The 16,869-nt window shown below is 69.5% G+C and carries 9 protein-coding genes; 4 read left to right on the forward strand and 5 right to left on the reverse strand.

What is annotated here, in order from left to right; translation table 11 throughout:
* Window positions 1–108 precede the first annotated feature (108 nt).
* The gene (locus tag RHOFW104R8_RS03245; protein ID WP_068094169.1) at window positions 109–4,599 is read left to right on the forward strand and encodes a DEAD/DEAH box helicase; all 4,491 of its coding nucleotides are present in this window, start codon (window positions 109–111) and stop codon (window positions 4,597–4,599) included.
* A 4-nt stretch (window positions 4,600–4,603) separates the two neighbouring features.
* Window positions 4,604–4,762, forward strand: a complete 159-nt coding sequence (locus RHOFW104R8_RS17670) for a hypothetical protein (RefSeq protein WP_162840142.1) — start codon at window positions 4,604–4,606, stop codon at window positions 4,760–4,762.
* Here the strand turns inward: RHOFW104R8_RS17670 and RHOFW104R8_RS03250 are convergent.
* The 4 genes from RHOFW104R8_RS03250 to glk form a co-directional block, all read right to left on the reverse strand.
* On the reverse strand, window positions 4,759–5,823 hold the full coding sequence (locus tag RHOFW104R8_RS03250; RefSeq protein WP_068094167.1) for an acyltransferase family protein: 1,065 nt from the start codon (window positions 5,821–5,823) through the stop codon (window positions 4,759–4,761). The two genes, RHOFW104R8_RS17670 and RHOFW104R8_RS03250, sit on opposite strands and share 4 nt — an antisense overlap.
* The gene (locus RHOFW104R8_RS03255) at window positions 5,820–8,129 is read right to left on the reverse strand and encodes a beta-N-acetylhexosaminidase (RefSeq protein WP_068094164.1); all 2,310 of its coding nucleotides are present in this window, start codon (window positions 8,127–8,129) and stop codon (window positions 5,820–5,822) included. The genes RHOFW104R8_RS03250 and RHOFW104R8_RS03255 overlap by 4 nt, the downstream gene beginning before the upstream one ends.
* 121 nt (window positions 8,130–8,250) lie before the next feature.
* The gene (locus tag RHOFW104R8_RS03260; protein ID WP_068094160.1) at window positions 8,251–10,971 is read right to left on the reverse strand and encodes a TonB-dependent receptor; all 2,721 of its coding nucleotides are present in this window, start codon (window positions 10,969–10,971) and stop codon (window positions 8,251–8,253) included.
* A gap of 100 nt (window positions 10,972–11,071) precedes the next feature.
* Window positions 11,072–12,169 carry a glucokinase gene (gene glk, locus RHOFW104R8_RS03265; RefSeq protein ID WP_068094156.1) on the reverse strand — a complete coding sequence of 366 codons (1,098 nt, stop codon included), beginning with the start codon at window positions 12,167–12,169 and terminating at the stop codon, window positions 11,072–11,074.
* A gap of 426 nt (window positions 12,170–12,595) precedes the next feature.
* On the opposite strand from glk, the gene RHOFW104R8_RS03270 reads away from it, so the two are divergent.
* Both RHOFW104R8_RS03270 and RHOFW104R8_RS03275 read left to right on the forward strand, forming a co-directional pair.
* Window positions 12,596–13,882, forward strand: a complete 1,287-nt coding sequence (locus RHOFW104R8_RS03270) for a sugar MFS transporter (protein ID WP_068094153.1) — start codon at window positions 12,596–12,598, stop codon at window positions 13,880–13,882.
* A 276-nt stretch (window positions 13,883–14,158) separates the two neighbouring features.
* Complete coding sequence (locus RHOFW104R8_RS03275) at window positions 14,159–15,235, forward strand: LacI family DNA-binding transcriptional regulator (RefSeq protein WP_068094151.1); 1,077 nt, start codon at window positions 14,159–14,161, stop codon at window positions 15,233–15,235.
* Here the strand turns inward: RHOFW104R8_RS03275 and RHOFW104R8_RS03280 are convergent.
* The gene (locus tag RHOFW104R8_RS03280; protein ID WP_068094148.1) at window positions 15,228–16,829 is read right to left on the reverse strand and encodes a S10 family peptidase; all 1,602 of its coding nucleotides are present in this window, start codon (window positions 16,827–16,829) and stop codon (window positions 15,228–15,230) included. The genes RHOFW104R8_RS03275 and RHOFW104R8_RS03280 overlap by 8 nt on opposite strands.
* Between the last annotated feature and the right edge of the window lie 40 nt (window positions 16,830–16,869).

Genomic DNA, 16,869 nt, shown 5'->3' on the forward strand with positions numbered 1-16,869 from the left:
GTGACCCACAGGGTGCTAACGTAACGTTTTCATCGCAAGCCACTTGCGTCACGGTCCGGTGCTCCGCGCTTGCGTGCCGCGCCGATGGTACCCATCTCCGGGAGACCCATGTCATCCCCGCTCGCCGATTTCCATCCTGCCGTCGCCGCGTGGTTCCGCGGCGCCTTCGCCGCGCCCACCGCGGCGCAGGCGGCGGCGTGGCCGTCGATCCGCGCCGGCCAGCACACCCTGGTCGCCGCGCCGACCGGCTCGGGCAAGACGCTCACCGCCTTCCTCGCCGCGATCGACGCGCTGGTGCGCGAGGGCGTGGCGCATGGCGGCGTGCTGGCCGACGCCACCACGGTGGTCTACGTGTCGCCGCTGAAGGCCTTGTCGAACGACATCCACGTCAACCTGGAAGCGCCGCTGGAAGGCATCCGCGCCGAGCTGGAACAACTCGGCCTGCCCGACGTGGCGATCCGCACCGCGGTGCGCACCGGCGACACCCCGCAGGCGGAACGCAACCTGCTGCGCAAGCTGCCGCCGCACATCCTGGTGACCACGCCCGAATCGCTGTACGTGCTGCTGGGCTCGGCCTCCGGCCGCGCCATGTTGTCCGGCGTGCGCACGGTGATCGTCGACGAGATCCACGCCATCGCCGGCAGCAAGCGCGGCGCGCACCTGGCGCTGTCGCTGGAGCGGCTGGAGTCGCTGTGCCGGCGGCGCTTGCTGCGGATCGGCTTGTCGGCGACACAGAAGCCGATCGAGATGGTGGCTGATTTTCTCGTCGGCACCGGCGAGCACCCCGCTCTTGCCCCTCCCCCTGCCGGCAGGGGGAGGTTGGGAGGGGGTAAAGCTTTTGATCTTCTTGAAGCAAAGAGCACCCCTCCCCAACCCTCCCCTGCGAGCAGGGGAGGGAGCACAGCAACCATCATCGACGTGGGCCACAGCCGTCCGCGCGACCTCGCCATCGAAGTGCCGCCGGTGCCGCTGGAAGCGGTGATGTCGAACGATGGCTGGGCGCTGGTCTACGACCGCCTCGCCCAGCTGGTGCGCGCGCACCGCACCACCCTGGTCTTCGTCAACACGCGGCGCATGGCCGAGCGTGCGGCGCGGCACTTGTCCGAACGGCTGGGCAAGGAACACGTGGCGGCGCATCACGGCAGCCTGGCCAAGGAGCTGCGGCTGGACGCCGAGCAGCGGCTCAAGCGCGGCGAACTGCAGGTGCTGGTGGCCACCGCCTCGCTGGAGCTGGGCATCGACATCGGCGAGGTCGACCTGGTCTGCCAGCTCGGCTCGCCGCGCTCGATCGCCGCCTTCCTGCAGCGCGCCGGCCGCTCCGGCCACAGCATCGACGGCACGCCGAAGGCGCGGCTGTTCCCGGCTACCCGCGACGACCTGATCGAATGCACCGCCCTGCTCGACTGCGTGCGCCGCGGCGAGCTGGACGCGCTGGTGATGCCGCCGCAACCGCTCGACGTGCTGGCGCAGCAGATCGTCGCCGAAGTCGCCTGCGCCGAATGGGGCGAGGACGCGCTGTACGCGCTGGTGCGCCGCGCGCATCCGTACCGCGATCTCGCACGCGGCGAGTTCGACGCGGTGGTGCGCATGCTGGCCGAGGGCTTCACCACCCGCCAGGGGCCGCGCGCGGCGTATATCCACCGCGACGCGGTGAACCGGCAGCTGCGCCCGCGGCGCAGCGCGCGGCTCACCGCACTGACCTCCGGCGGCACCATTCCCGACACCGCCGACTACAAGGTGGTGCTGGAACCGCAGGCGATCATCGTGGGCACGGTGAACGAGGATTTCGCGGTCGAGAGCATGGCCGGCGACATCTTCCAGCTCGGCAACGCCAGCTACCGCATCCAGCGCGTCGAGCGCGACCGGCTGCGGGTGGAGGATGCGCACGGCGCGCCGCCGAGCATCCCGTTCTGGCTGGGCGAGGCGCCGGGGCGCAGCGACGAGCTGTCGCTCGGCGTGTCGCGTCTGCGCGAGGAAATTTCCGCACAGCTGGATGTCGGCGGCGTGCCCGCAGCGATGGCCTGGCTGTGCGAGCAGCTCGGCCTGGACGAAGCCGCCGCGCAGCAGCTGGTCGACTACCTCGCCCGCGCGCAGGCCGCGCTCGGCGTGCTGCCCAGCCAGCGCACGCTGGTGCTGGAGCGCTTCTTCGACGAATCCGGCGGCACCCAGCTGGTGATCCACACGCCGTGGGGCAGCCGCATCAACCGCGCCTGGGGGCTGGCGCTGCGCAAGCGCTTCTGCCGCCAGTTCAACTTCGAACTGCAGGCGGCGGCCACCGAGGACGCGATCGTGCTTTCGCTGTCCACCAGCCACAGCTTCCCGCTGGAGGAAGTGGCGCACTACCTGCACTCGAACACCGCCGAGCACGTGCTGATCCAGGCCCTGCTCGATGCGCCGCTGTTCCCCGCGCGCTGGCGCTGGAATGCGGTGACCGCGCTGGCGCTGCCGCGCTTCACCGGCGGCAAGAAGACCCCGCCGCCGCTGCAGCGGATGAAGAGCGAGGACCTGCTCGCCGCGGTGTTTCCCGACCAGGTCGCCTGCCTGGAAAACATCGTGGGCGAGCGCGAGGTGCCCGATCACCCGCTGGTCAACCAGACCCTGCACGACTGCCTGCGCGAGGCGATGGACGTGGACGGCCTGCTGGCCATCCTGCGCCGGCTCGAAGCCGGCGACATCGCCATCGTGGCGCGCGACCTCACCGCACCCAGCCCGCTCGCCGCCGAGGTGCTGAACGCCGCGCCTTACGCCTTCCTCGACGACGCGCCGCTGGAGGAGCGCCGCACCCAGGCCGTGCAGACGCGCCGCTGGAACAGCGCCGACGGCGCCGACGACCTCGGCCGGCTCGATCCCGACGCGATCGCCGGCGTGCGCGAGGAAGCGTGGCCGCGCGTACGCGACGCCGACGAGATGCACGAGGCGCTGACCCTGCTGGGCTGCGTCACGGCCGATGAAGTCGCCGCCAACCCCGGCTGGAACGAGTGGCTGCGCGCACTGGCGCGGGCCGCGCGCGCCACCTTGCTCACGGTAGGAGCGCACCCTGTGCGCGATGGCTCTTCGTCACCCGACGAAAGAGCATCGCGCACAGGGTGCGCTCCTACCGCGATCTGGACGTCGGCCGAGCAGTTGCCGCTGTGGCAGGCGCTGCATCCCGACGCCGCCATGCAGCCGCCGATCGATGCGCCGGCCGAGTACGCCGCGCAGTCGTGGACGCGCGAGGACGCGCTGCTGGAACTGGTGCGCCATCGCCTCGGTGGACTCGGTCCGGTCACCGTGGATGAACTGGCGCAACCCATCAACGTCGACGCCGGCGAAGCGGAGCAGGCACTGCTGCGGCTGCAATCCGAGGGCTACGTGATGCAGGGCCGCTTCACGGCCAATGCCGCCGACACCGAATGGTGCGAGCGCCACCTGCTGGCACGCATCCACCGCTACACCATCGGCCGGCTGCGCCGCGAGATCGAGCCGGTGAGCCGGCGTGCGCTGATGCGCTTCCTGTTCGACTGGCAGCACGTGTCGGCAGCCACCAGGCTGAGCGGGCCGGACGCGCTGGCCGCCACGCTGGCGCAGCTGGAAGGCTACGAGGCCGCGGCCGGCGCGTGGGAGACCGAGCTGCTGCCGGCGCGCATCGATGACTACTCGATCCACTGGCTGGACGAGTTGTGCCGCGCCGGCCGGATCGGCTGGGCCCGCCTGCGTACGGGCAGCGGTGGCGGCGGCGGTCCGGTGCGCAGCACGCCGATCGTGCTGTTGCCGCGACGCGAAATGGCCGTCTGGACGTCCGCCGCCGGCGAGCCGCAGGAGGCCCTGTTGTCGTCGCGCGCACAAGCCGTCGCCGATGCACTGCAGGAACATGGCGCGCTGTTCTTCGACGAACTGCTCGACCTCGCCCACCTGCTGCGCACCGAACTGGAGGACGCGCTGGGCGAACTGGTCGCCGTCGGACGGATCAGCGCCGACAGCTTCGCCGGCCTGCGCGCCCTGCTGCTGCCGGCGGCGAAGCGCGACGGCGGCCGGCATCGCCGGCTGCGCCGGCACCAGCTCAGCGGCATCGAGGATGCAGGGCGCTGGGCACTGGCGCGCACGGCGGCAACGGGTAACGGCAAGGCCGAACCCGACGCCATCGAACACATCGCGCGCACCCTACTGCGCCGCTACGGCGTGGTGTTCTGGAAACTGCTGGAGCGCGAGGCGCCGTGGCTGCCACCATGGCGCGAACTGCTGCGCGTGTACCACCGGCTGGAGGCGCGCGGCGAGATCCGCGGCGGGCGCTTCGTCGAAGGCCTGGTCGGCGAGCAGTTCGCGCTGCCCGAGGCGATCGCGCCGCTGCGCGCGGTGCGCTCGCGCGCGGACGACGGCGAGCTGGTCTGCCTCAGCGGCTGCGACCCACTGAACCTGGTCGGCACCGTGCTGGCCGGCGACAAAGTGCCGGCGCTGGCCGGCACGCGTGTGCTGTATCGCGATGGCGCGCCGATCGCCGCGCTGGTCGGCGGCAAGCCCGCCGCACTGATCGAGTTGTCGGCTGCCGACACCCAGCTGGCGAAGCACGCCTTGCTGCGCTACCCGCCGTCGCTGCCGGAAACCCGGGCCGCCGCACACTGACGCCATGGGCTGCCTGCCGATCCTGCTGCTGTTCCCGCTGGGCTTCGGCATCGGCTACCTGATCGATGGAGAAATCGGCGGCCTGTGGGGTGCAGGCATCGGCTTCGTGCTGGGGCTGCTGTCGATGGCGCTGTTCATCCTGGCACTGCGCCGGCGCCACTAGAGCTTGAGGTGGATGCCGCGCCAGTCCATCGCCCGCACGATCAGCCACCACAGCGCCACGAACGCCGCGGCGAATGCCAGCGACGGCAGGTATGGGCCGAACCGCGGCGTCATCCAGCCGGCGAACAGGTGCCGGTAGATCGGCGGCTGCCAGCCCAGCGCGGGCAGCAGGATCTGCATCAGTTCGGAACCGGCGTAGGCGGCGATCGCGTTGATGCCGAAGCGGCGTCCCCATGCCGGCCAGCCGCGCCGGTCGATCAGTGCGTGGAACGCCAGCAGCGCCAGCGTGGCCCAGCCCGTGGTCCACAGCACGAACGAGGGCGTCCACAGGTTCTTGTTGAACGGCAGCCACGGTGACCACGACGCGCCGAGCAGCAACGCCAGCAGGCCCGCGAGCAACAGGCGCCGCGTCTGCCCGGCACGCAGCCAGCAGCCGGCGCACAGGCCAAGCAGGCTGCTGGCGATCGCGCCCAGCGTGCTGAGCAGGCCTTCCGGATCGTGCACCTGCCCCGTGATCGCGTTGCGTTCCCATGCGTAGTGGCCGAACACCGCGCCATCGACGCGATCGGCGATGTTGATCCATTTCTCCAGCGTGCCACCGGAAAGCAGGATGACGGTATAGCCCACGAGCAGTGCCACGATGGCGACCCACCACACACGGCGCGGCGCGTAGATCGCCAACATCGCCACCGCGGCGAAACACGCGCCGATGCGTTGCAGCACGCCGGGCCAGCGCATGTCGCTCCCCGGCAGCCACCACGCCGCCAGCGCGTTGATCAGCACGCCCAATGCGAGAATGCGCAGCGCGCGCCACAGCGCCGCATTGCGCAGCGCGGACGGTGCCACGCCCTGCTCCAGCCGCGGAAGAATCGCCAGCGCCACCGACACGCCGAGCACGAACAGGAAGAATGGAAAGACCAGGTCGGTCGGCGTGCAGCCGTTCCACGACGCGTGCTCCAGCGGCCAGTAGACGTGGCTCCAGTCGCCGGGATCGTTGACCAGCAGCATCGCCGCCACGGTGCAGCCGCGCAGGGCGTCGAGCGAGGCGAGGCGCCCGTTCATGGCGCAGGCACCAGCGCCACCCGAGCCAGCGCGTACAGCGGCCCGTCGGTGGGCGCGGTGTAGACCAGGCACAGCACGCGCTCGCCCTGCTGCGCCGGCAGCGCGGCCTCCAGCGTGAAGTGGCGCGCGCTGCGGGCGGGATCGGGCAATGGCAGGCTGGCCAGTACCGGCCCGTCACACTGGTCGGCATGCACCACCAGTTCGCCGAACGGCGTGGCGTGCGGGCGTGACACCACCAGCCGCGCCTCGTGCGCCAGCGCGTAATTGCGCGGCAGGCGCACCGCATCGACACGGATCGCGGCGACCTCGTCCATCCGCGTGGCGGGGAACAGCTGGCAGCTGTCGAACACGTTAACCGCGTACACCGGCCCAGTGCTGGCGGCGTCGGGCAGCGGCTGCAGGCGCAAGCGGAAGTCGCTACCGGGACAGTTCGCCAGCAGGCTGCCGGGCAGGCTGAGCAGGCTGGCGCGATCGAGCGCGCGCGCGCGCGGGGCGGCCAGCGCACTGCCGTCTGCGGCGAAACTGGCGGCCCGCACGGTGACGGGCAGCTTCAGCACGAGCGGCGCGCCGTAGCGCGGCGAGGCCGCCGTGGGTGTGCTGCCATCCAGCGTGTAACGGATCGCGCCGAAGCCGGCCTGGTTGGCCAGCGTCACCGTGGCGCGGCCGGTGGCCAGCGCCACATTGCGATCCGTGGCGATCTCCACGGCGAAGGCGCTGTCGGCCACGTCGACGTGTTGCGCGCGGTAGCGCCCGAGCTGCGCCGGCAGGCGGGCGAGGAAGCCCGGCCAGTTGTTCGTGACGGCAGGCGACCAGGCCACTTCACTGAGCGCGTCCAGCCGCGGGAAGGCGGCGTGTTCCACGTGGGCAAACGTGGGCATGTGCTCGGTCCACAGGTTGGCCTGCACGCCCAGCACGTGCTTCGCCTGCGCCGCGTCCAGCACGGCGGGCACGGTCGGAAAGCCGTACACGTCCTTCAGTGACTCCACGCCGAGGCGGCCGGCGTAGTCGTCGGCCAGCGCGCCCTGCACGTGGTCGAAGTACAGGACCGGCGCGGGCGACAGCACCACGTCGTGGCCCAACAGCGCCGCCTTGATCGCGCCGTCGAGGCCGCGCCACGACATCACCGTGGCGTCGGCCGGCAGGTGGTCGCTGTCGAGGATCTCGTCCCAGCCGATCAGCTTGCGGCCGTGCCGGTCGAGGTACTGGCCGATGCGGTCGATGAACCAGCCCTGCAGCGCGTTTTCGTCCTTCAGCCCGAGCGCATGCAGCTTCGCCTGCACCGCGGGCGAGGCCTGCCACTGGTCCTTGATCGCCTCGTCGCCGCCGACGTGGATGTAGGTCGACGGGAACAGCGCCATCACCTCGTCGAGCACGTGCCCGATGAAGACGAAGGTGGCGTCGTCGACGTTGTACAGGTACGGGTTGATGCCCCAGTTCGCCGACACCGCCGGACGCTGGCCGGTGACGCCCAGCTGCGGATACGCGGCGACCGCCGCCTGGGCGTGGCCGGGCATGTCGATCTCCGGCACCACCGTGATGTGGCGCGCGCCAGCGTAGGCGACGATGCGGCGGATCTGCTCCTGGGTGTAGAAGCCGCCGTAGCGCTGCGGCTCGCCGTCATGCCCGGCATCCGGGGGCGTGCGCCACGCGCCGAGGCGGGTGAGCTCGGGGTAGCGCCTGATCTGGATGCGCCAGCCCTGGTCGTCGGTGAGGTGCCAGTGGAAGGTGTTGAGCTTGTGCTGGGCCATCTGGTCGAGCAGGCGCTCGATCTCTTCCTCCGTCTGGAAATGCCGCACGGAATCCAGCATCAGCCCGCGCCAGGCGAAACGCGGCTGGTCGCGGATGTGCAGCGCGGGTATCCGCACCGCGCCGTGCTCCGCATCGGGGGTGAGCAGCTGCCACAAGGTCACCGCGCCGTAGAACAGGCCGGCGTCGTCGCGTGCGCTGATGCGGATGCCGTCGGGCGTGACGTCCAGCGCGTAGCCTTCGCGGTCCGCCACCGGCGCGGCAGGGTCGAGCCGCAGCATGATCGCGTGCGCGGCGGCACCATCGCGCTGCAGCGGCAGGCGCAGGCCGCGCGTGCGCGCGACCAGGTCGGCGAGCCAGGCGCCGGTGCGCCGGGTCGGGGCGGTCTGGTCGCCGAGCACGACCGGCGTGCGCGCATCGACGGTGAAGGCGCCGGCGTCGGTCCGCAGCTGCGCCGGCAGCGGCAGCAGGGAGGGAACCGGCGGATCGGCGGCCCGGACGAGGCCGGCGAAGCCCAGTGCCAGGATCGCGCAGCCGAGCAGGATGAAACGGCGGGTCATCGGCGGTCTCCGTCGCAGCAGGTGCGTCACGCTAGCAAAAAAACGGGCCCGGCAAGGTTTGTCCGGGCCCGGTTGGGGAGGATGCGGAGCCGTCCGTGGCCCGCTTCGCGGTGGAACAGGCTCAGAGCTTGAAGCGCAGGCTCAGGTAGTACTGCCGGCCGTTGTCGTAGAACGCGTACGGCTGCTTCCCGTAGGTGGCGTTCTGCGTGTAGTACTTCAGCTTCGGATTGTTGAGGTTCATTGCGTCGAGCGACAGCGAGATGTGGTCGTTGAGCTGGTAGCCCAGCGACACCGCGAGATTGCCGATGCCCTGCTGGAAGTAGGTGTCGGTACGGCTCACTCCGGCATAGAACGCCGAACGGTAGGTGTAGCTGACGCGGGCGTTGAACTGCTTGTTCTCGAAGTAGCCCGACACGTTGTAGGTGTTCTTCGAGGTGCCCTGCAGCGGCTTGTTGCCGGTGGCATGGCCGTCGGCATAGGTGTAGTTGGCCTGCACGCCGAAGTTGTCGCCGATCGGCTGGATGTAGTTCAACTCCACGCCGCGGACCTGGCCGTTGACGTTGGTCGGCACGCTGATCAGGTAGTTCGAGAACACGTCGTGGCCGGCGGCCTGGCTGGCCGGCATGTCCTTGAAGCTGCGGGTCTGGTTGCCGAAGCTGACGTAGTCCTTCAGGTTCATCGCGTACACGCCGGCCGACAGCAGGCCGCGTGGCGCGAAGTACCATTCCGCCACCGCATCGAAGTTGCTCGACACCAGCGGCCTGAGCTGCGGGTTGCCGCCGCTGCCGGTGTGGGTGAGGTCGTCGGCCGAGACCGAGCCGGCCAGCGCCGAGTAGTCCGGGCGGGTCATCGTCTGCGACGCGGCGAAGCGCAGCAGCAGGTCGTCGGTGACGGCGAGCTTGAGGTTGGCGCTGGGCAGGAACTTGTCGTAGCTGTGCCGGTAGGTGTTCCAGTAGTAGTCGCCGAAGGCCGAGCCGGTGATCGGGCCGGTGGACGTGGTGGCTTCGCGGTCCGGCGCGGTGCTGCTGTAGCCGATGTCCTCCTTGGTCTTCACGTAGCGCACGCCGATATTGCCGCTGGCGATGCCGGACTCGAAGTTCAGCTGCAGGTAGGCGGCCGTGTCCTTTTCCCCGACCCGGTAGATGTCGTTGAAGTAGAAGCGCCCCACCGGATCGCGGTTGGCGAACTTCGCGTCGATCTGCGCCAGCTGGGCCGGCGTCCAGAACCAGATCGGGCCGGGGAAGCTGCCGCCCAGCGAGCCGTTGAAGCCGCCCGGATAGCTGCTGTAGGTGCCGGTCGGATAGGCGGCCGGGTTCTGCCAGTCGGAAGCCCAGTTCGGGCCCTGCGCCACTTCGAACGGATTGGCGCGGGTGTGCTTGGCGTAGCGGCCGCCGAACTGCAGCGAGGTGAACGCGTCGTTGTCGAAGCTGAGCTCGCCGTCGAACTGCGCCCAATCCTCCTTGTCCTTCACCTTGATGCCCTGGCCGCCGAAGATCCAGCCGGCCGACGGCAGGATGCCCGACGGCGAGCTGTTGTCGCCGCCCAGCGTCCAGTTGATCGGCTGGCCGATGCCGCGCATGCCCCAGCTGGCGCCGGCGCCGCTGGCGGTACCCAGCTCGATCACGTCCTGGGTCGGGCTGCTGCCGGTGCCGCGGGTGGTGCCGATCTGGCCCTTGAGGTCGAGGTGGTCGGTGACGCGCCAGTCGGCATCGAGGGTGAGGTACTTCGACTCCGACGACGCGCCGGGGCGGGAGATCTGGTCGTACACGCCGTAGGCGCCGGTGCCGCCGGCGATCGAGCCGCTGGTGACCACGTTGTTGTTGATCGCATTGGCGGTCAGCACGCCGCCGTTCGCCAGCGCGCTGCTGGCCCACATCATGTAGTTGCGGTTGTAGTTGTCGGCCTTGAGCTTGGAATAGAAGCCGCTGAGGTCGAGCGTGAGGTTGTCGGTCGGCTTGACCTGGAAGTCGATCACGCCGCCCTTGCGCTCGCGCTGCTGGGTGAACAGCACCGCGCCGATCTCGTTCGGGTAATAGGCGGTGTTGCCGCCGACCTTCGTGGGCAGGTAGCCGCCCACCACCTCCTGGCCGTTGCGCTGCAGGCTGCGCTTCTCGTAGAAGCCCTGCACCAGCACGCCGACGGTGTTGGCGTCGTTCTTCCAGTTGAACAGGCCGCTGAACTGCGGCTTGGTGTCGCCAGGCAGGTCCGAGTACACGCCGCCGATCGAGGCCTCGGCGGTGATCGGCTTGGCGAACTCCAGCGGCTTGCGGGTGATGATGTCCACCGAACCGGCGCTGCCGCCTTCGACGATGCTGGCCTCGGAGGTCTTGTGCACCACCACCTGGCTGACGATCTCCGACGGCAGCAAGGTGTAGCTCACGCTGCGGCCCACGGTCTGCACCTGGCTCAGCACGAACCAGTCGCCGGTGCCCACCGTATGGCCGTTGACCAGGGTCTGGGTGAGGCTGGGCGCGGTGCCGCGCAGGCTCACCCGGTCGCTCTCGTCGAAACCGCCTTCGCTGGCGCTCGACGAACTGATGTTGACGCCGGGCAGGCGCTGCAGCGTGTCGGCCACGTTCTTGGCCGGCAGCTTGCCGATGTCCTCGGCGGTGATGACCTCGACGTGCGAGGCCGCTTCCTTCTTCAGCGCCAGCGATTCGGCCTCGCTGTTGCGGATGCCGGTGACGATCACCGTGCTCAGGGTCCTGGCCTGTTTTTCCTTCGTGTGGTTCTGCCCGGACGGGTTGTCGGCATTCGCCTGGCTGTCCTGCGCATACAGCGCACCGGAAACGCACAGGCTGGCGATGATGCTCGCGGCTAGCAATGTCTTACGGTAGTTCATGATCTCCTCCCCTCAGAGGCTGGCTCGAATCAAGACCGGCATGACGACGGTCGCGGATGTGGTGCAAAGGCTGGCTCGGCGCCGTGCTGCCGGATGGCGGTCATCTCATCGCTCCGTCCCGTCCATCCAGAAACCAGCCTGCGGCGCCGATGACACCAAGCTGGCCGTGCTCGATCAGTCGTACTGGAACCTGTTGCAGATAGGCGCGCATCACGCCCTTGTTGAAATAGCGCTCGGCGAACGTGCTGGCGCGCAGGAACGGCTGGATCTGCGGCAGGATCCCGCCGGCCAGGTAGGCTCCGCCGCGGGCGCCGTACAGCAGCACCAGGTCGCCGACGAAGCTGCCGAGCAGGCCGCAGAAGACCTCCAGCGCCTCCACCGCGGCGGCGTCGTGGCCGGCCAGCGCGGCGGCGGTCACCTCGGCCGGCGTCAGCGCGCGGGCGCTGCCGGCACGCAGCTCGCACAGCGCGCGATAGAGCCTGAGCAGGCCCGGGCCGGACAGCGCGTCCTCGAACGACACGTGCGCGCGCTGGCGGCGGAACAGCCGCAGGATCTCGATCTCGCGCTCGCTGCCGGGCGCCAGCGACACCTGCCCCGCCTCGGTGGCCAGCACCTGCGCGCGCGGCTGGCCCGGCAGCAGCACCGCCGAACCCAGTCCGGTGCCCGGCCCCATCACCAGCACCGGCCCGGGTGACGGCGGCAGCGTGGCGTCGATGACCGGCTGTGTCTCGTCGGCGCCGATGAACTGGGTGGCGTAGGCCAGCGCCTCGAAATCGTTGATCACCATCAACCGCCGGATGCCGAGGCCGTCGCGGATCTCGCGGATCGACACCGGCCACGGCAGGTTCTCGTTGACGATCGCGTCGTCCAGCACGTAGCCGGCGCAGGCCACCGCGCAGTGGCGCAGCTGTCCGCGCAGCGCCGCGTGCGGCGTGCCGCCCAGCTGCTCGACGAAATCCTGCAGCATCGCGGCGAGGCCGGACCAGTCGGCGCAGCTGTAGCGGTGGTAATGCAGCACGCTGACCGGCCGCCGGCCGTCCGTCCGGCCCACGACCAGGCCGATGCGCGCATGCGTGCCGCCGACGTCGGCCGCCAGGAACGGCTGCCCCGGACCCGGCATGTCCGAGCCGGCCGGATGCGACGCTCCGGCAGGCGCCGCCGACTCCGCCGCATGACGCTGGTTCGCGACTTCCCCCACGCTGTTCTCCCGTGGCCGATGGTTACCCGATCCGGACGCGCCGGATCGGCGCGGGCCGGCCTGATTCGGGCGGAGTCTGTCGCTACGATGACAACGTTGTCAATCGGGTCAAAGCCGATTTTCGCAACATTCGATGCGGCACCGCGTCATGGCTGTCGCGGCACTCCTGAGCACGCACCTCAGGTGATCGGATTTTCGGCTTTATGTGACGCGATAACGCTGAAATCACCCGAAGCCCATGGCCTGCTGCATCGCCACATGAGCCATCGCAAATGGCCGTCCAGACGGCTCGGGCGCGGCGGCAACCGGAAGTCGTCCGTCGGCACGAATTGACAACGTTGCACTTTTCAGCGAATAAAGAGACATCCCGTCTGTCCCGGCCATCCGGCCGAAGCGACACGGCCGGGCTCCGGGGAGAACCAGATCATGGCGACAACGCAGGCGGCGATGCAGGCCGATCGCACCAACCTCGGGCCGATGCTGGTCATCGGCCTGCTGTTTTTCATCTTCGGCTTCGTCACCTGGCTCAACGGGCCGCTGATCGCCTTCGTCAAGCTGGCGTTCGATCTCGACGATGTGAATGCGTTCCTGGTGCCGATGGCGTTCTACCTGTCGTATTTCTTCCTGGCGCTGCCGTCGTCGTCGGTGCTCCGCCGCACCGGCATGAAGAAGGGCATGGCGCTCGGCCTGTTCGTGATGGCGGTCGGCGCGGTGCTGTTCGGCCAGTTCGCCACCATGCGGATGTATCCGGGCGCACTGACCGGGCTGTTCGTGATCGGCGCCGGGCTGTCGCTGCTGCAGACCGCGTCCAATCCCTACATCAGCATCCTCGGCCCGATCGACAGCGCGGCGCAACGCATCGCCTTCATGGGCATCTGCAACAAGCTGGCCGGCGCGATCGCGCCGTTCGTGTTCGGCGCGCTGGTGCTCAGCGGCATCGGCACGTTCGGCCAGCAGGTCGAGTCGGCGCCGACGCCGCAGGCACGCGAGGCCCTGCTCGACACGTTTGCCGGCAAGGTGCACCTGCCGTACATGGTGATGGCGGCGCTGCTGGTGGCGCTGGCGATCTGGATCGCACGCTCGCCGCTGCCGGAGATCAAGCCTGCCGGCGCCAACAGCGAGCAGGCGATCGGCCACCGGGACGGCAGCATCTTCAGCTTCCCGCACCTGTGGCTGGGCGTGCTGTGCCTGTTCCTCTACGTCGGCGTGGAGGTGATGGCCGGCGACGCGATCGGCACCTACGGCCAGGGTTTCGGCCTGCCGCCGGACGCCACCAAGCACTTCACCTCGTACACGCTGGTCGGGATGCTGGCCGGCTATCTGGCCGGCCTGGCGCTGATCCCGCGCTTCATCACGCAGCAACGCTACCTGGCGGTATCGGCGGTGCTGGGCGTGGCCTTCGCGATCGGCGCCTACCTCACCCACGGCTACCTCTCGGTGGCGTTCGTGGCAGCGCTGGGCTTCGCCAACGCGATGATGTGGCCGGCGATCTTCCCGCTGGCGATCAACGGGCTCGGCCGCCATACCGAGGCGGGCTCGGCGCTGCTGATCATGGGCATCGCCGGCGGGGCGGTGGTGCCGCAGCTGTTCGTGCACCTGAAGCAGCACATCGACTTCCAGCTCGCCTTCACCGCGCTGGTGGTGCCGTGCTACCTGTACATCCTGTACTACGGACTGGCCGGCCACCGCGTCGGCCAGCGCGCGGCGCAGTGAGCGCTGGTGAAAACGGGCTCTTAACCCGGCCATGGATGGCCGGACGCGAGGCGGGCACGCAAATACCGGAGTCGCGGTCGCGAGTACGGACCTGACGCCGGGCTTGCGACCGGGAAATCCACCGGAGGTGGATTTTTTCCACAGGCACCGAGCCGCGGATTCGCCACGGTTCGGGCCATACGCTAGGATGCATGCGCCGCCGCGTCCGTGCGCGGCCCCGTCGGCACCATGGCGCGACCGGCGTATCAGGCCCTTTCGATACACGAGGTTCAGCGGGTGCGCAGCGCCACCATCAAGGATGTCGCGGAACGTGCGGGCGTCTCACTGAAGACCGTTTCGCGCGTGATCAACAACGAGCCGTCGGTGCACCCGCGCACGCGTGCGAAGGTGCAGCGCGAGATCGACGCGCTCGGCTACCGGCCCGACCCTTCCGCGCGCAGCCTGCGCAGCACCCGCGCCTACGCGATCGGGCTGGTCTACGACAACCCGAACGCGCACTACGTGATCAACCTGCAGCACGGCGTGCTGGCGGCATGCCGCGCGAACGGCTTCGGCCTGCAGATCCACCCCTGCGACTCCTCCTCGCCGAAGCTGGCCGACGAGCTGCGCGACCTGGCGCAGCGTTCGCGCCTGGCCGGGCTGGTGCTGGCGCCGCCGATGTCCGAGCAGCCGGCGCTGATCGAGGCGCTGAGCCAGGCGCAGGTGCCGTTCATCCGCATCATCTCGGCGCGCCGGGATCCGCAGGACGGCCATCCGTGCGTGTACGTGGACGACCGCGATGCGGCCTACGCGATCACCGAACACCTGATCCAGCTCGGCCACCAGCGCATCGGCTTCCTGTGGGGCGGCCTCGGGCACCGCTCCAGCCAGGAGCGCTACCAGGGCTACGCCGATGCGCTGAAGGACTACGGCATCGCGCTCGACCGCAAGCTGATCGTGCCGGGCGACTACACCTTCGACGACGGCTTCCGCGGCGCGCGCAAACTGCTGGCGCTGAAGGACCGCCCCAGCGCGATCTTCGGCTCCAACGACGAGATCGCCGCCGGCGTGCTGGCCGCGGCGCATTCGGACGGCATCAACGTGCCGTACGAACTGTCGATCGCCGGCTTCGAGGACAGCCCGTTCTCCAAGCAGTCGTGGCCCGCGCTGACCACCGCGCGCCAGGCCACCGAGGAGATCGCGCGGCACGCCGCCCAGCGGCTGATCGGCGACCTGCAGCGCGTGGCCAACGGCGAGCCGGTCGGCAGCGTCAACGAAGGCTTCAGCCCCGAGCTGGTGGTGCGCGGCTCCACCGCGCCGCGGCACACCGCGCCCTCCGGACGCGGCGGCGGAAGGCGCAAACCGGCTACTTGACGTTGTCGGTCTGCCCGATGAAGCGGGCCACGTTGTCGTGCAGCAGCTTCAGCGACGCCTCGTGCGCGTACACCATGTGCCCGGACGGGTACCACGCATAGCTGATGTTGCGCTCCAGGCTGGCCGGGATCGGCAGGTGGTGCATCTCGTAGTCGGCGGCGAAGTACGGCGTGGCCAGGTCGTAGTAGCCGCCGTGCAGATAGACCTTGAGGTTGGGGTTGGTCTTCATCGCCATGGCCAGGTCCGGCATCACGTTGGTCGACGACTGCAGCGCCTCGCCATGCACGCCGGGCGCCTTGTGCGAGAAGTCCCAGTGGTCGATGTCGGCGAACAGCCGGTACTGCCGGCCCTGGCCGAACTTCAGGTCGCGCCGCACGTAGTCGTTGAAGGCGGCCACGTAGGCCGAACTGATCGCCGAGGACTGCGGGTCGTATTCGGAGCCCTTGCTCAGCGGGTCGATCGCCGGGCCGGAGAAGCGGCTGTCCAGCCGGCCGGTGGTGATGTCGCCGTCGGTCTGCAGCTCGTGCTCGAACATGCCGCCGGTCACGCGCAGGTCCGCCTTCAGCAGGTAGGCCACCGGCAGGCCGGTGTATTCGTGCAGCTTCTGCGCCACCGCCTGCCTGCGCGCGTCGTCGAGGCGCGAGCCGGCCATCAGCGCCTGCGCGTAGTCGCCCAGCGCGTACTGCTCCACCTCGCGCAGGAACGGCTCCAGCGCAGCCGGCTGCCGCGGCAGCTTGTGGTGGTAGAACGCGGTGGCGGCGAAGGTCGGCAGCGCCAGCTCGTACGGCAGGTCGATGCCGGGATTGAACTCCGGCCCATCGATGCTGGTGTCGAAGCTGAGGATCTGCGAGAGCAGGATCACCCCGTTGAGATCGACGCTGTCCTCGTTCTCCAGGATGTTGGCCAGCACCGCCGAGCGGGTGGTGCCGTAGCTTTCGCCGAACAGGTACTTCGGCGAATTCCAGCGGTCGTATTTCGACAGGAAGCGGGTGACGAACTGGGCGAACGCGTGGCCGTCGCCGTCCACGCCGTAAATCGCCTTCTTGCGATCTTTCATCTGCTCGTCGCGCTTGGCCTTGTCCGTCTCGGCAACGATCAGCCGGCTGAAGCCGGCGCCGGGGGCGTCGATGAACACCAGGTCGGAGGCATCGAGCAGGCTGTAGTCGTTGTTGACCAGTCCGTACGGCGCCGCCGGCGTGTGACTGTCGTCGCTGGTGACCACGCGCTTCGGCCCGAACGCGCCCATGTGCAGCCACACCGTGGCCGACCCGGGACCGCCGTTGTAGATGAAGGTGACCGGCCGCTTCGTCGCGCTCACCCCCTTCTTGAAATAGGCCACGTAGAACATGCTGACCTGGGGCTCGTCCTCCTTGTCACCCGTGCCGTGCAGCACCAGCGTGCCGGCCACCGCCTTGTAGTCGACGCGATGCCCTTCGACCGACACCGAACCCTCGCTGGCCGACGACTGCGGCTCGACCAGCGCCGCATCGGGCTTCTCCGGCTTGGCCTTGTCGTCCTTCTTGTCCGGGGCGGCGACCGCGACCGCGCTCAACAGCAGTGCGGACAGCGCTGCCGCGAAAGGGAGTTTGCGCATGGCCGGGGTTCCGATGGCTGGGACGCCACCGCCCCGAAGC

This window comes from Rhodanobacter sp. FW104-R8 (assembly GCF_001617365.1).
In the GTDB taxonomy this organism is placed as follows: domain Bacteria; phylum Pseudomonadota; class Gammaproteobacteria; order Xanthomonadales; family Rhodanobacteraceae; genus Rhodanobacter.

What these genes read in the sequence shown, in the direction of transcription:
- RHOFW104R8_RS03260 (WP_068094160.1), bottom strand. Translation starts at nt 10,971, where the DNA reads ATGAACTACCGTAAGACATTGCTAGCCGCGAGCATCATCGCCAGCCTG.
- RHOFW104R8_RS17670 (WP_162840142.1), top strand. Translation starts at nt 4,604, where the DNA reads ATGGGCTGCCTGCCGATCCTGCTGCTGTTCCCGCTGGGCTTCGGCATC.
- RHOFW104R8_RS03250 (WP_068094167.1), bottom strand. Translation starts at nt 5,823, where the DNA reads ATGAACGGGCGCCTCGCCTCGCTCGACGCCCTGCGCGGCTGCACCGTG.
- RHOFW104R8_RS03255 (WP_068094164.1), bottom strand. Translation starts at nt 8,129, where the DNA reads ATGACCCGCCGTTTCATCCTGCTCGGCTGCGCGATCCTGGCACTGGGC.
- RHOFW104R8_RS03245 (WP_068094169.1), top strand. Translation starts at nt 109, where the DNA reads ATGTCATCCCCGCTCGCCGATTTCCATCCTGCCGTCGCCGCGTGGTTC.
- RHOFW104R8_RS03280 (WP_068094148.1), bottom strand. Translation starts at nt 16,829, where the DNA reads ATGCGCAAACTCCCTTTCGCGGCAGCGCTGTCCGCACTGCTGTTGAGC.
- RHOFW104R8_RS03270 (WP_068094153.1), top strand. Translation starts at nt 12,596, where the DNA reads ATGGCGACAACGCAGGCGGCGATGCAGGCCGATCGCACCAACCTCGGG.